The organism is Azospirillum melinis, assembly GCF_013340935.1.
Lineage (GTDB): Bacteria > Pseudomonadota > Alphaproteobacteria > Azospirillales > Azospirillaceae > Azospirillum > Azospirillum melinis.
In genome coordinates, this window is sequence record NZ_WHOS01000012.1 from 59,211 (window position 1) to 72,923 (window position 13,713).

Genomic DNA, 13,713 nt, shown 5'->3' on the forward strand with positions numbered 1-13,713 from the left:
AGCTCCCGCTCGATGAGGGGGCCTTGGCCATAGCCGCGTCCGCCCCATCTCCAGCCAGGAGACTGTGCATCATGCCGTCCATGTATCCGCTCTTCTCCGTCAGGCCGGTCGTTGCGATCCTCGTGGCGATGCTGCCGATTGCCGGCGCCCAGTCGGCGGTCGCCGCCTGTTCCTGCTCCGCGATGACGGTGAAAACGTCCGGCACGTCCCAGGCCTATTGCGTGAACGCCACGGCCAATTTCGAGGAATGCACGGTGGTCACGACGAAACCCTGCCCATCCGGTCAGAAAGCCGTGCAATGTCCCCTGGGGCCAAAGAGCGGCGAAGCGTCGTCACAATACTGGATGGGCTATGGCTTCGAGGTGACCTCGACCATCAGCGGCACTGCCGGCCAGTGCAACAATGGCCAGGGATTGAAGCGTGAAATCATGTCCGGCACGGCGACGACCTCCCCCGGCCGGATTTCCTACAACACGCCTGCTGGCGGCACCTACACCGTCACCGGTGGCGGCACCAGCTATACCGCAGTCATAGACAGCGACAAGCGCAAGAATTGGCCGAACATCAGCGCTACCAGCAGCGGCAATCCGCTCTATGGCGCAGACAATTATTCGACCAGTTCCAGCACCGATACCACCATCGCCTCGACGGCCACCAGTCTTTACTGGGCCGACCTTCCCTCCATCTACTTTGACTCGACTGACCTGGGCAAAACAATAACCCTCACGGACCAGGCTTTCACCTTCGTTCTAAACTCCGGCACCGGCTCGACCAAACCGGCGAGCGGGCCGGGTTGTGCCTGCGCCGTTCGATACACGATGGCGAAAGCGCCGATGACGTCCTGGAGCGTGGCGAACCTGACTGCGGCAGTCAGCGGCTCGAAGACCAATGTCGCCACCGTATCCTGCACCGTCAGTCCGTGACAGCGCTTCCGCCCGGCGGCATCAACCCTTCAACGGCTTGGTCCGGCTGGTTTCCGGCGGCTTGCGCACGGGCAGCGGGGGAGCGGCCTTTTCCATGCCGCCCTCGCCCAGATAGGTCTGCGCCGCGGCCACCACCGAGCGCCAGGGCCGTTGCAGCGGGAATTCCGGCCAGCCGCCGGCGAACAGGCCGGAGATCATCCAGCCCGCCATCAGCGTCACCGCCAGTTGTTCGGAAAAGCCGCCGGTCTTCAGAATAGGCAGGGCGAAGTTGCGCCGCCGCTTGATCGGCCACAGCAGCGGCAGGCCGGCCGGCGTCAGCAGATCCCCGGCCAGATGGGTGAGGTAGCCGACGATGAAGGGGATCAGCACATGCTGATAGGCCGCATGTTCGTGCAGAACCCACAGGCAGCCTGCGATGGCCAGCGCCGAATGGGTGACGCCGCGATGGCCGAAGATGTTGGAAATCGCGGTGGAGAGCGGCTTGACCAGCTGGCCGAGCGTCGATTTCGGATGGTCGATGTCCGGGGCGAGCGCCCCCAGAATCGCCGCCCCGAAGGCGACCGCGTCGAAGGTCATCCCGTACCGGCTCGACAGGTAGAACCAGGTGGCGCCACCGACGATTATGTGAGAAGACGCCATCACCGTCGGGTCACCGGGGGCCTGAATCTGGTCTCTGAAGTTGGTCTCTGTCGAGACGGCGTCTGCGCCAGCCCGAAATGGGGGTAGCGTGACCTTAGAATATTCTTCGACTCCAGAACAATACGCCAAGCAGAACCGAGGGATTCCCTAGACGCATAACCTCTATGCGTTCGACAACGACGGGTTGCCGGAGGGTCGGTTCGAAGCGGCGATTCACTCCGTCCGCTTCTGAACCCGGGTCGCCTCGATCTCGTTCAGAACGGCATCGGGGGCGACGTCCTGGCGGATGACGTCCAGTTCGGCATCGACCTCCGTCTTCACCCCGAGATGGTCGGCGATGGAGGAGACCAGGGTGACCAGCTTCGTCACCTCATGCTCGGCCAGCAGGCTGATCTGCAGATCGAGGTCGGCGCGCTTGTCCGACGCCGCGGCCATGCGGTTCTGGCTGATGAGGACGAAGGTGGAGAGGAAGATCGCCTCCACCGAGGCGACCATCGCCAGCACGACGAAGGACGGATCCCACGGCTGCACGAGCGGGATCCAGCCCAGATTGACCAGGATCCAGCCGCCGAACAGCACCAGATGCAGGCAGACGAAGCGCATGCTTCCGGTGAAGCGGGTGATCGCGTCGGCGATGCGATCCTGCAGCGAGGCCTCCACCTCTTCCCGTTTGCGGCGGGCTTGCAGAGCCTGGATGTTGCGCTCCAGCACGGCGCTTAGGCCGGGGGGCTGAGGCGGAGGATAGGTGGGCGAGGGCTCTGCCGTCATGATGCCTCCGTGATCCGCGGCGGCGGTCCGGTTTTCTCCCGGCTATTCGCCCGGATTTTCACCAAGACCGCCGCAGCCAGAAAACCATGCCTGCCGCCGGTCGTTCCTACCCCTCCCCGTCCGGCAAATGCCGGAACTCCAGCCCCATCGGCATGTTGGCCGATGAGCAACCGCAATCCGGGAGGACCAGATGGACAAGCGCAAGGATCAGGATCGGGAACGCCACGTCTCCAACGCCGACAGCCCCAATCCGGGCGCCCAGGGCGGCGGTCCGGTCACCCCCGGCCGCGCCGGCCAGGGCATGGGCGTCGGAACCGGCAGCGCCGACGATCTGCCCCACACCGTCGGCGGCGGACCGTCGACCACCGTCACCGTCGGCGAGGGCACCGGCCAACGCCGCGACCTGCCCGACCAGCACGCCGCCCCACCGACGCCGAAGGAGGATGCCGGCAAACGGCCGCGCAACCGGGAAGCGGGGAAGCCGGGCTGACCGGTTCTCCGCGAAGTCGCTTTCCTTGGACCTTCCGCCGCCCGAACGCGCCTATTCCCGGCGCAGCGTGGTATCTTGCTACCGCTGCGGATGGCCGGCGCTTAATGGCATTACTCCGATCCGGCACGGGTGGGGCGCATTCCCCAATCGCGTCACTCTGGCATAGTTGCGCGGACTTACCGGCTGTCGAAGCCGGAAAATCATGCCAGGGAGTGGTCGTCGATGAGATCGAAGGATTTCGTGCGCGCGGCGGAAGGAACGTTGGAAGGACCGCTGGGCGGCAGCAGGAGCAGTGCGGTCGACGTCTTGGCCAAGGACCGCTTCGCCGCCTGGACGGTGTCGGTGGCCTTCCTGTTCGTCCTCTGCGCCGACACGTTGCTTGGCGTCGTCTTCCGGCCCTATTTGGACGGCGGCACCGGCGACACCACGGTGTGGGATGTCCTGCTGCTGGTGGCGGGCCGGTCGCCGGAACGGCTTCCGCTCGACAGCTGGGAACCCATGATGACGGCCTTCTCCTGGCTGCGCCAGCATGGGAAGGAGAATGTCTATGACGCCGTCTTCTTCACCCAGCATGTGAAGTTCCAGTATCCGCTGACCTCGCTGCTGGTGATGGAGGCGCTGTCGGCGGTCGGGCTGCTGCATCTGCGCATCTACGCCATGATCAATCTGCTGATGGTCGTCGCCACCGCCGGCGGCATGGCGCTGCTGATGCGCGAACTGGCGGAGCGCATGGGCTTCGACCGGGCGATGCGCGGCGGCGTCAGCCGGCTGACCCTGGCCGCCCTGGGGGCGGTGGCGGCGCTGTGCTTCTACCCGGTGGTCAAGGCCTTCGCCGTCGGCCAGATCCAGGTCTGGCTGAACGCCGCCTTCGTCTTCGCCACCCTGTTCTACCTGCGCGACCGGCGGGTGCTCGCCGGTGTGCTGCTCGGCGCCTCGACGCTGATCAAGCCGCAGATGTCGCTATTCCTGGTCTGGGCGCTGCTGCGGCGGGAATGGGGGTTCGCCATCGGCTGGGCCGCCGTAGTGTTTCCCGGCTTCGCCGCCGCCTGCGCGCTCTACGGCTTCGTGCCGTCGCTGCATTACCTCGATGTGCTGTCCTTCCTGGGCCAGCATGGCGAAAGCTACTACTCCAACCAGACCGTCAACGGGCTGCTGCACCGCCTGCTACACAACGGCCCCAACCTGATGTCGACCACCAACGGCGACACCGAATGGCGGGGCAGCGCCTTCGCCCCCTACCACCCGCTGGTTCACATCGCGACCCTGGTTTCCGGCGTGGCCTTCGTCCTGTTCGGCCTGCTCTGGCGGATCAGGAATGGCGGGCGGCAGCCGGTCGCGTCCTTCCTGGTGGCCGGCACCTGCTTCACCATCGGCACGCCCATCGCCTGGGTTCCGCATTACGGCGTCCTGCTGCCGGTCTGCGCCTATCTGCTGTTCGTGCTGATCGACCGGGCGGCTCTGGAACGGACCAGCGGCGACCGGCGCCGGAGCCTGGGCCGGCTGCTGATGCTGGGCGCCGGCTTCGCGATCCTGAGCAACGACTTCTTCCATCCCCTGAGCGAGCTTGCCGACACCTCCTACAACATCCTGCAATCCTACCTGTTCTTCACCGCCCTGATGCTTCTCCACCTGCTGGTGACGACCGCCGACGCGCCGGGTGAACCGTCGGGGGCGGCCCGGCGGTCCTGACGGGCCGCCTCCTGAGGGGCCACCGGAACGCCGGGGCTCGCTTGCCTGTTGGTGGGCCAGAAGACCCAACCGGCAGGAAGGAGTCCCCCTCATGGCACGTTACTCAGGATCGGATTACCCGCATCAGGACGGCACGGGCTGGCTGTCGCCGCGCGGGCTTGCGATGATGGCCGGCGGCGCTGCGCTGGCCCTGGTCGCGAGCCGGCTGCTGCCACCGGTGGTGGCGCAGCTGGCCGGCACCGCCCGTCATGCCGCCGGGCGCGACGGCATCGACGCGCTGATCGACGACCATCGCCACATCCAGGCTTTGCTCGTCGAGATGGTGCAGACCCCCATCGACGCGCCGGGCCGCCGCACCCAGCTGCTGCTGCGGCTGAAGCGCCGGCTGGCCGCCCATGCCATGGCGGAGGAGGACGTCGTCTATCCACTGCTGCACGAGGAGGCCCGCAAGGAGGAGGACGCCAAGCATCTCTACGGCGAGCATGCCGAGATGAAGATGCATCTCTTCACCCTGGAGCAGACGCCGAAGGACGATCCGCGCTGGCTCGCCGTCGCGCTTGACCTGAAGCGCATCGTCGACGGCCACATCCGGCAGGAGGAGGAGATCGACTTCCCCGCCCTGCGCAACAGCCTGGATGACGGCCAGACCGCCATCATGTCCGGCAATGTCGCCCGTGAAAAGGCACTGATCCTTTGACTTTCCCCTGAAGGCAAGGGGCCGGCCGGCGGCGGAACGCTTGGCCGGACGGCCCTGTTGCCCAGGCTACCAACGAGGTGGCCGAAGGGGGAAGATTTCGATGAGAGCACTGGTCTGGCACGGCGCCAACGACATCCGCTGCGACACGGTCCCCGATCCGGAGATCGAGCATCCGCGCGACGCCATCATCAAAGTGACCACCTGCGCCATCTGCGGCTCCGACCTCCACCTGCACGACAATTTCATGCCGGGCATGGAGAAGGGCGACATCGTCGGCCATGAATTCATGGGCGAAGTGATGGAGGTGGGATCCGAGGCCAAAAGCGCGTTGAAGGTCGGCGAGCGGGTGGTGGTTCCCTTCACCATCTGGTGCGGCGAGTGCGACCAGTGCAAGCGCGGCAACTATTCGGTCTGCGAGCGCTCCAACCGCAACAAGGCGCTGGCCGACAAGGTCTTCGGCCACACCACCGCCGGGTTGTTCGGCTACACCCATCTGACCGGCGGCTATGCCGGCGGGCAGGCCGAATATGTGCGGGTGCCGATGGCCGACCGCACCCACATCAAGATCCCCGGCGGGCTGACCGACGAACAGGTTCTGTTCCTCGGCGACATTTTCCCCACCGGCTGGCAGGCCGCCGCCCAGTGCGACATCCAGCCGACCGACACCGTGGCGATCTGGGGCTGCGGCCCGGTCGGGCAGATGACGATCCGCAGCGCCATCCTGCTCGGCGCCAAGCAGGTCATCGCCATCGACCGCGTGCCGGAACGGCTGGCGATGGCCAAGGCCGGCGGCGCCATCACGATCAACTTCGAAGAGGAAAGCGTCGTCGAGCGGCTGAACGAGCTGACCGGCGGCAAGGGTCCGGAGAAATGCATCGACGCCGTCGGCATGGAGGCGCACGCCACCGCCACGCTCGATTCGATGTACGACCGCGCCAAGCAGGCGCTGATGCTGGAATCGGACCGTGCCCATGTGCTGCGCGAGATGATCTACGTCTGCCGCCCCGCCGGCACCCTGTCGATCCCCGGCGTCTATGGCGGGCTGATCGACAAGCTGCCCTTCGGCATGGCGATGAACAAGGGACTGACCTGGCGCATGGGCCAGACCCACGTCAACCGCTGGACCGACGATCTGCTGAACAGGATTCAGGAGGGGCAGATCGACCCGTCCTTCGTCATCACCCACACCGTTCCGCTCGACCAGGGACCCGAGATGTACAAGACCTTCCGCGACAAGCGGGACGGCTGCATCAAGGTGGTCCTCAAGCCCTGAGGTGACATCATGGCCTATTACGACCGCTCCTCGGCCGGAGACAATCTCGCCCGCGGGCTGGGCTGGTTCAGCATCGGCCTCGGCGTCGCCGAACTGATGGCCGGCCGCAGCATCGCCCGCTGGATGGGGATGGAGGACAAGACCAATCTGATCCGCGCCTATGGCGTGCGGGAAATCACCGCGGGCGTCGGCCTGCTGGCGCTCGGCGATCCCAAGCCCTGGATCTGGAGCCGCATCGCCGGCGACGCCGTCGACATGGCGACGCTGGCGGCCGGAATGGAGGACAACCCGCGCGCCGGCAACGCCCGCATCGCCTTCGGCGCGGTGATGGCGACGACGGTGCTGGATGTGGTCTGCGTCCAGAAACTGCACCGGGAGGAGGCCTATCACCGCAGCCTGCCGGTGCCGGATTACAGCGGCCGCAGCGGCTTCCCCCGACCGGTCTCCGCCATGCGCGGTGCGGCCAGCGACGCCCCCATCGGCCAGGACATGCGGACGCCGAGGATCCTGCAGTTCCAGCCGGCGCAAAGCCAAGCAGCAAGCTCCTAAACCAGATGACGCATCCGGCCGATCTGTTCATGGACCTGTGGCGGCGGCTTCAGGAACGCCGGAACGAGGTCCGCACTCTTGCCCACGGGCTGGAGGTGGACCATGCCCGCACCGGGCGGTTGGCCGATGAGGCCGCGGAACGGTTGCGGCAGGGTGCCCCGGCGCTGGAGGAGTGGGCCGGGTCGGAGTGGGCCGGGTTGCGGCTGGACCGCACCCTGGCAGCGGCGCAGGCCATCGACGCATGGTTCGCGCCGCTGGCCTCCCGCTACGATGTCCGGGCCGACGATCCGCTGCCGGCCGAGCGGCTGGAGGCGTTGCGCCGGCTGAACCGGGACGGGCGCTTCAATGCCGATCCGGCGGACGGACAGCTGATCCTGCGCCCCGGCCTGCTTGCCCGCGCAATGAACATCCGCGAGACGGCGCCGCCGGATGGGCATCCGGAGGACTTCGATCCGGTCGACCTGTTCGCAAGCCTGCTCGTCGTGCCGCCCGGCCTGACCATCGAGGCCGAGCGCGACGGCGACCCGGACCGCCGCATCGCCGTGGAGTACCGCCGCATCGCTGCGGTGTCAGATCAGAACCCGGGCGATCCGGCCTGGAGACCGGTCATCGGCGTCGTTCCCCTGGCGCAAGCCGAGGACGACCTTCCCATCCGCCGGTTCCACCGTGACGGCGAAGACTGGTACGACCCGACCCCGCGCGATTTCGGCCGACGCGCCGCCGATGCCGTCGCCGGTCTGGCGGCGCAAGGCGCCACTTTCATCCTGTTCCCGGAGGTGTCCGCCGGGCCCGAAACCGTATCGGCGATTCAGCAGGCCCTGCGCGCCCAGGCGGTGGGCGGCCCGATCCGCTACGCCCTGGTCGGGGTGAAGGAGGAGGTGGCCGGCCGGCCGCGCAACCGCGCGATCCTGCTCGACCGCTGCGGCCGGATGGCCGGCAGCCAGACCAAGCTGCATTGCTGGGACCTCGACAGCAACCAGTGCCGTTCCTACGACCTGCGCGACCGCAACGGCCGGCTGCTGGACTGCGCGCGCGAGGACATCGAGACGGGGGACCGTTTCATCCTGTTCGAGCTGCCCGATCTCGGCCGGCTCGCCGTCGCCATCTGCGAGGATCTGGGGCGGACGGAGCCCAGCGCCTGGATCGCGTCCGGCATGATGGTCGACTGGCTGGTCACCCCGGTGATGGACAGCGGGCTGACCACGGAACGCTGGCAGGCCAAGGAGGGCGCGGCCTCGTCGCGCGCCGGCTATTGCCGGGTGATCGTCGTCAACAGCATGGCGCTGTCGCACCGCTTCAACCGCACCTGCCGCGCCAACGGCGAGGAGGACAAGGTGATCGGGGCGTGCGGCGTGGCCCTGCTGTTCCAGCCGCGGGCGAGCCAGGCCAGCGCCCCGCACATCCAGTGTCTGACATTGCCGCTGTCCGACCCGGCGCCTGGCTATGTTTATTCCCGCTGGACGCCGGACGACTGGCCTGCGCTGCCCGATCCGGAGGGGGATGAATGAGCGCGCTCGACACGGCCTTCGGGAAACTGGGCGACGAACTGCTCGATGCCATCGGACGGCGGGATTGGGCAGTCGCGGATGCTGAGTTGGAGACACTGGCGCAGGAGGCGGTGGCCGCCACGGTGGCGAACCGGAGGGACGACCTCGCCGCCCTCGCGCGGGTTGCGGCCCGCTGCCACACGGCGCTGTCGCTGCGCGACGATCCTGGCGGCGAGGCGATGCACCGGCAAGGGCAGTTGCGCGCGCTTGCGGTCATGATCGCCGCCGCCCGCGGCCGGACCCCGCCACGCGCTGCCGAGTCGCTGTCGGCTTCAGGAGCGTCCGCCGCTGTTCTTTCAGCTTTGAAAAGTGGCCCGCAGACCTGTCCCGCCCTGGTCGAAGCGACCGGGCTTTCGGCGGAACAGATCGGCGGTGCCCTGCCGGAACTGCGCGCCGCCGGCCTGATCCGTTCATGGCCGGCTGGCCGGCTGATCGTGAACGCGCTGCAGGATGAAGATCCCCTCTCCTCGGGGGAGAGGGGGAATTCGCCATAAAGGCGTTCGGTCAGGACGAGAGCGTCTTGTTGATCTTCAGGGCCACCAGCGTGCAGACCGCACCGGACAGCAGATAGAGGCCTGACGCGATCAGCCCGAAATGGCTGGACAGGAACAGGGCGACGAAGGGCGCGAAGCCGGCGCCGAACAGCCAGGCCAGATCGGAGGTCATCGCCGAGCCGGTATAGCGGTATTGCTGGCTGAAGCCCGACGCCACCGACCCCGACGACTGGCCGAAGGACAGGCCGAGGATGACGAAGCCCAGCACCATGAACACCAGTTCGCCCACCTTGCCGCCGTCGAGCAGCATCGGGGCGAAGCCGCTGAACACCGCAATCGCCGCAGCACAGGTGCCGAGCAGCGTGCGCCGCCCGACGCGGTCGGCGATGTAGCCCGAGGCGACGATGGCCAGAACGCCGAAGGCGGCGGCGATCACCTCGATCACCAGGAAGACGCCGGTTTCCTGATTCGCGTTCAGGAAGATCCAGGACAGCGGGAAGACGGTGACCATGTGGAACAGGGCGAAGCTCGCCAGCGGGGCGAAGGCGCCGATCACCACGCGCTTGCCTTCCACCTGCAGCGTCTCCACCACGGGGGCGGGCTGCAGTTCCCGGTTCACGAACAGGCGTTCGAACTCCGGCGTCTGCACCAGCCGCAGGCGGGAGAACAGGGCCACCACATTGATGGCGAAGGCCACGAAGAAGGGATAGCGCCAGCCCCAGGCGAAGAAATCCTCAGCCGACAGGCTGTTGACCATGTAGGCGAACAGGCCGCTCGCCACGATCAGGCCGATGGGCGCGCCCAGCTGCGGGATCATGGCGTACCAGCCGCGCCGGTTCTCCGGCGCGTTCATCGCCAAAAGCGAGGCCAGACCGTCCCAGGTGCCGCCCAGCGCGACACCCTGCCCGATGCGGGACAGGGCCAGCAGCCATGCGGCGGCGACGCCGATGGACTCGTAGCCCGGCAGGAAGGCCAGCGCCACGGTGGAGATGCCCAAGAGGAACAGGGCGATGGTCAGCTTGGCACTGCGCCCGTAATTCTCGTCGATGGCCATGAAGATGAAGGTGCCGATCGGTCGCGCGACGAAGGCCAGCGCGAAGATGGCGAAGGACCACAGGGTCCCGGTCAGCGGATCGACATAGGGGAACACCAGCTTCGGGAAAACGATCACGGAAGCGATGGCGTAAACGAAAAAGTCGAAAAACTCGGAGGTTCGGCCAATGATCACGCCGATGGCAATCTCACCGGGATTGATCCCGTGATGCCGCGCGTTCACCAGCCTTCCGTCCCGTTCTACGGCCGCAATCGATGAAGTCATCATGTCGGCTCCGGCTGCGTAATTTCGCTTGCGATGATCCGCAGATCATACAATATGTCACCGCAACAGTCGGTGATCTGTCAAGCGCGCAGGAGTGAGGCATTGGACAAATTGTCCAATGTCGGGGCTAGGCTATTGCCGCTAGCTCTCTCCCCAAAGCAAACCTTTGATACAGGTCCTGCCTTGAGCCGTTATCGCGCAATCGCCCTGCTGCCAGTGATGGCGGCGTTGAGTGGCTGCAACCTGGTCGTGCTGAACCCGGCCGGCGACGTTGCAAGCCAGCAGGGTGACCTTGTGGTCATCTCAACCCTGCTGATGCTCCTGATCATCGTCCCGGTCATGGCGCTTACCGTGCTGTTCGCCTGGCGTTACCGTCAGTCGAATAACACAGCCCGCTATGAACCGGACTGGGACCATTCGACGCAGCTTGAACTGGTGATCTGGGCCGCCCCGCTGCTGATCATCATCTGCCTGGGTGCCATCACCTGGGTGACCACCCACAAGCTCGATCCCTACCGTCCGCTCGACCGCATCGCGGCGGACAAGCCCGTTCCGGCCGGCGCCAAGCCGCTGGACGTGCAGGTGGTGGCGCTCGACTGGAAATGGCTGTTCGTCTATCCGGAATACGGCATCGCGTCCGTGAACGAGATGGCGGCCCCGGTCGACCGGCAGATCCGCTTCAGCCTCACCGCCTCGACGGTGATGAACTCGTTCTACGTTCCGGCGCTGGCCGGCATGATCTACACCATGCCGGGCATGGAGACGAAGCTCCACGCCGTGATCAACGAGCCGGGGACCTACAAGGGTTTCTCGTCCAACTACAGCGGTGCGGGCTTCTCGCACATGCGCTTCGCCTTCCTCGGCCTGTCGAACCAGGATTTCGACGGCTGGGTGTCCAAGGTGAAGACGGCCGGCGGCTCGCTCGACCGCAACGCCTATCTGGCGCTGGAAAAGCCGAGCGAGGCCGTTCCGGTCCAGCATTTCGGCACCGTCGATCCGAAGCTGTTCAACGCCGTCGTGAACATGTGCGTCCGTCCCGGCACCATGTGCATGAGCGACATGGCCGCCATCGACCGCGCCGGCGGGCTGAACGCTGGCGGCAAGGCCGCAGCCGACGCCATCCTGCGGGCCAACACGCTGGCCGGCTTCCCGGACACGCAGGCGACCGGCCTGTGCACCGTCGCCGAGGCTGTTGAAGCCGCCGCAAACGAAGCCGCCGTAAACTCGGGCGCCGCCGTGCAGCGCCCCACCGTCACGCCGATCAGCGCGTCCGCCTCCCCGGCCGGGCCGCAGCGGCTGGCCAATCCCTGATTGGGCACACCGGCATGCTTGAGACACTGACGACCTTCCTCTTCGGGCGCCTCAGCCTGGAGTCCTTCCCCTATCACGAGCCCATCGTCGTCGCGACCTTCTTCGCGGTGATGCTGGGCGGCATCGCGCTGGTCGCCGCCCTCAGCTATTTCAAGCTGTGGGGCTACCTGTGGAAAGAGTGGTTCACCACCGTCGACCACAAGCGCATCGGCATCATGTACATGATCCTGGGCCTGATCATGCTGCTGCGCGGCTTCGCCGACGCCATCATGATGCGCGCCCAGCAGGCCATCGCCTTCAACGGCAGCGAGGGCTACCTCAACTCGCACCACTTCGATCAGGTCTTCACCGCCCACGGTGTGATCATGATCTTCTTCGTCGCGATGCCCTTCGTGACGGGGCTGATGAACTATGTCGTGCCGCTGCAGATCGGCGCCCGCGACGTGTCCTTCCCGTTCCTGAACAATTTCAGCTTCTGGATGACCGTCGGCGGCGCCGTCCTGATCATGGCCTCGCTGTTCGTGGGTGAGTTCGCGCGCACCGGCTGGCTGGCCTATCCGCCTCTGTCGGGGCTGGAGGCCAGCCCGGACGTCGGCGTCGATTATTACATCTGGGCCTTGCAGGTGGCGGGCGTCGGAACGACGCTGTCGGGCATCAACCTGATCTGCACGATCGTGAAGATGCGCGCGCCCGGCATGACGATGATGAAGATGCCGGTCTTCACCTGGACCTCGCTCTGCACCAACGTCCTGATCGTCGCCTCCTTCCCGATCCTGACCGCCGTTCTGGTCCTGCTGTCGCTGGACCGCTATGTCGGCACGCACTTCTTCACGAACGACATGGGCGGCAACCCCATGATGTACGTGAACCTGATCTGGATCTGGGGCCATCCGGAAGTCTACATCCTGATCCTGCCCTGCTTCGGCATCTTCTCGGAAGTGACCTCCACCTTCACCGGCAAGAAGCTGTTCGGCTACACCTCGATGGTCTACGCGACCGTCGTCATCACCATCCTGTCCTACCTGGTGTGGCTGCACCACTTCTTCACCATGGGTTCGGGCGCCAGCGTGAACTCGTTCTTCGGCATCACGACGATGATCATCTCGATCCCGACGGGTGCGAAGATCTTCAACTGGCTGTTCACCATGTACCGCGGCCGCATCCGGTTCGAGCTGCCGATGATGTGGACCATCGCCTTCATGCTGACCTTCGTCATCGGCGGCATGACCGGCGTTCTGCTGGCGGTTCCGCCGGCCGACTTCGTCCTGCACAACAGCCTGTTCCTGATCGCCCACTTCCACAACGTCATCATCGGCGGCGTGCTGTTCGGCCTGTTCGCCGGCATCTACTACTGGTGGCCGAAGGCCTTCGGTTTCCGCCTCGACCCGTTCTGGGGCAAGATGTCCTTCTGGTTCTGGGTCATCGGCTTCTACTTCGCCTTCATGCCGCTCTACGTCCTGGGCCTGATGGGCGTAACCCGCCGCCTGCGCGTGTTCGAGGATCCGTCGCTGCAGATCTGGTTCCAGATCGCCGCCTTCGGCGCCGTCCTGATCGCGCTCGGCATCGGCTCCTTCCTGATCCAGATCGCCGTCAGCGTCCTGAAGCGCAAGCAGCTGGTCGACCTCACCGGCGATCCGTGGCACGGCCGCACGCTGGAATGGGCGACCTCCTCGCCGCCGCCGGACTACAACTTCGCCTTCACGCCGGTCATCCATGACAATGACGCGTGGTGGGACATGAAGAAGCGCGGCTATGCCCGTCCGCTGGAGGGTTTCCGCCCGATCCACATGCCGAGCAACACCGGCACCGGCATCATCCTGGCCGGCATCAGCACCGCCCTCGGCTTCGCCCTGATCTGGCACATCTGGTGGCTGGCTGCGGTGAGCTTCATCGGCCTGCTGGTGGTCGCCATCGGCCATACCTTCAACTACAACCGCGACTTCCACATCCCCGTGGATGAGGTGGTGCGGACCGAGAGCGAGCGGACCCGTCTGCTCTCCGGACAGGTGTAAAGC

Annotated in this window: 13 protein-coding genes; 10 read left to right on the forward strand and 3 right to left on the reverse strand. The window is 66.1% G+C overall.

Annotation, left to right across the window (positions count from 1 at the left end):
- The first annotated feature begins 71 nt into the window (after positions 1-71).
- Positions 72-923 carry a hypothetical protein gene (locus GBZ48_RS11480; RefSeq protein ID WP_174471168.1) on the forward strand — a complete coding sequence of 284 codons (852 nt, stop codon included), beginning with the start codon at positions 72-74 and terminating at the stop codon, positions 921-923.
- Between the two features lie 21 nt (positions 924-944).
- Here GBZ48_RS11480 and GBZ48_RS11485 read toward each other — a convergent pair whose 3' ends face one another.
- Together GBZ48_RS11485 and GBZ48_RS11490 are read right to left on the reverse strand one after the other, a co-directional pair.
- On the reverse strand, positions 945-1,562 hold the full coding sequence (locus tag GBZ48_RS11485; protein ID WP_174471169.1) for a metal-dependent hydrolase: 618 nt from the start codon (positions 1,560-1,562) through the stop codon (positions 945-947).
- Between the two features lie 213 nt (positions 1,563-1,775).
- Complete coding sequence (locus GBZ48_RS11490) at positions 1,776-2,330, reverse strand: DUF1003 domain-containing protein (RefSeq protein WP_174471170.1); 555 nt, start codon at positions 2,328-2,330, stop codon at positions 1,776-1,778.
- Positions 2,331-2,520: 190 nt separating this feature from the next.
- Between GBZ48_RS11490 and GBZ48_RS11495 the strand changes: the two genes are divergently transcribed.
- The 7 genes from GBZ48_RS11495 (at position 2,521) to GBZ48_RS11525 (ending at position 9,069) form a co-directional block, all read left to right on the forward strand.
- Positions 2,521-2,820, forward strand: coding sequence for a hypothetical protein (locus tag GBZ48_RS11495; RefSeq protein ID WP_174471171.1), 300 nt, complete (start codon positions 2,521-2,523; stop codon positions 2,818-2,820).
- Positions 2,821-3,042: 222 nt separating this feature from the next.
- A complete protein-coding gene (locus tag GBZ48_RS11500; protein WP_174471172.1) occupies positions 3,043-4,509 on the forward strand; it encodes a glycosyltransferase family 87 protein in 1,467 nt (488 codons plus the stop codon).
- Positions 4,510-4,600: 91 nt separating this feature from the next.
- The gene (locus GBZ48_RS11505; protein ID WP_174471173.1) at positions 4,601-5,206 is read left to right on the forward strand and encodes a hemerythrin domain-containing protein; all 606 of its coding nucleotides are present in this window, start codon (positions 4,601-4,603) and stop codon (positions 5,204-5,206) included.
- 100 nt (positions 5,207-5,306) lie between these two features.
- Positions 5,307-6,479: a zinc-dependent alcohol dehydrogenase gene (locus GBZ48_RS11510; RefSeq protein ID WP_174471174.1), complete on the forward strand. Its 1,173-nt coding sequence runs from the start codon at positions 5,307-5,309 to the stop codon at positions 6,477-6,479.
- Between the two features lie 9 nt (positions 6,480-6,488).
- Positions 6,489-7,028, forward strand: a complete 540-nt coding sequence (locus GBZ48_RS11515; protein ID WP_174471175.1) for a cyclase dehydrase — start codon at positions 6,489-6,491, stop codon at positions 7,026-7,028.
- A 5-nt stretch (positions 7,029-7,033) separates the two neighbouring features.
- Positions 7,034-8,536, forward strand: a complete 1,503-nt coding sequence (locus GBZ48_RS11520) for a nitrilase-related carbon-nitrogen hydrolase (protein WP_174471176.1) — start codon at positions 7,034-7,036, stop codon at positions 8,534-8,536.
- On the forward strand, positions 8,533-9,069 hold the full coding sequence (locus tag GBZ48_RS11525; protein ID WP_174471177.1) for a DprA-like winged helix domain-containing protein: 537 nt from the start codon (positions 8,533-8,535) through the stop codon (positions 9,067-9,069). The genes GBZ48_RS11520 and GBZ48_RS11525 overlap by 4 nt, the downstream gene beginning before the upstream one ends.
- Before the next feature lie 10 nt (positions 9,070-9,079).
- Here GBZ48_RS11525 and GBZ48_RS11530 read toward each other — a convergent pair whose 3' ends face one another.
- Positions 9,080-10,390 (reverse strand): MFS transporter, encoded by a 1,311-nt coding sequence (locus GBZ48_RS11530; protein WP_174471178.1) that lies wholly within the window; start codon positions 10,388-10,390, stop codon positions 9,080-9,082.
- A 180-nt stretch (positions 10,391-10,570) separates the two neighbouring features.
- Between GBZ48_RS11530 and cyoA the strand changes: the two genes are divergently transcribed.
- Positions 10,571-11,698 carry a ubiquinol oxidase subunit II gene (cyoA, locus tag GBZ48_RS11535; protein ID WP_174471179.1) on the forward strand — a complete coding sequence of 376 codons (1,128 nt, stop codon included), beginning with the start codon at positions 10,571-10,573 and terminating at the stop codon, positions 11,696-11,698.
- A 14-nt stretch (positions 11,699-11,712) separates the two neighbouring features.
- Positions 11,713-13,710 carry a cytochrome o ubiquinol oxidase subunit I gene (gene cyoB, locus GBZ48_RS11540; RefSeq protein ID WP_174471180.1) on the forward strand — a complete coding sequence of 666 codons (1,998 nt, stop codon included), beginning with the start codon at positions 11,713-11,715 and terminating at the stop codon, positions 13,708-13,710.
- The last annotated feature ends 3 nt before the right edge of the window (positions 13,711-13,713 follow it).

Bases quoted from the DNA above. Each gene is read 5' to 3' on its own strand.
- GBZ48_RS11480 (WP_174471168.1), top strand. From the start codon at position 72: ATGCCGTCCATGTATCCGCTCTTCTCCGTCAGGCCGGTCGTTGCGATC.
- GBZ48_RS11485 (WP_174471169.1), bottom strand. From the start codon at position 1,562: ATGGCGTCTTCTCACATAATCGTCGGTGGCGCCACCTGGTTCTACCTG.
- GBZ48_RS11490 (WP_174471170.1), bottom strand. From the start codon at position 2,330: ATGACGGCAGAGCCCTCGCCCACCTATCCTCCGCCTCAGCCCCCCGGC.
- GBZ48_RS11495 (WP_174471171.1), top strand. From the start codon at position 2,521: ATGGACAAGCGCAAGGATCAGGATCGGGAACGCCACGTCTCCAACGCC.
- GBZ48_RS11500 (WP_174471172.1), top strand. From the start codon at position 3,043: ATGAGATCGAAGGATTTCGTGCGCGCGGCGGAAGGAACGTTGGAAGGA.
- GBZ48_RS11505 (WP_174471173.1), top strand. From the start codon at position 4,601: ATGGCACGTTACTCAGGATCGGATTACCCGCATCAGGACGGCACGGGC.
- GBZ48_RS11510 (WP_174471174.1), top strand. From the start codon at position 5,307: ATGAGAGCACTGGTCTGGCACGGCGCCAACGACATCCGCTGCGACACG.
- GBZ48_RS11515 (WP_174471175.1), top strand. From the start codon at position 6,489: ATGGCCTATTACGACCGCTCCTCGGCCGGAGACAATCTCGCCCGCGGG.
- GBZ48_RS11520 (WP_174471176.1), top strand. From the start codon at position 7,034: ATGACGCATCCGGCCGATCTGTTCATGGACCTGTGGCGGCGGCTTCAG.
- GBZ48_RS11525 (WP_174471177.1), top strand. From the start codon at position 8,533: ATGAGCGCGCTCGACACGGCCTTCGGGAAACTGGGCGACGAACTGCTC.
- GBZ48_RS11530 (WP_174471178.1), bottom strand. From the start codon at position 10,390: ATGATGACTTCATCGATTGCGGCCGTAGAACGGGACGGAAGGCTGGTG.
- cyoB (WP_174471180.1), top strand. From the start codon at position 11,713: ATGCTTGAGACACTGACGACCTTCCTCTTCGGGCGCCTCAGCCTGGAG.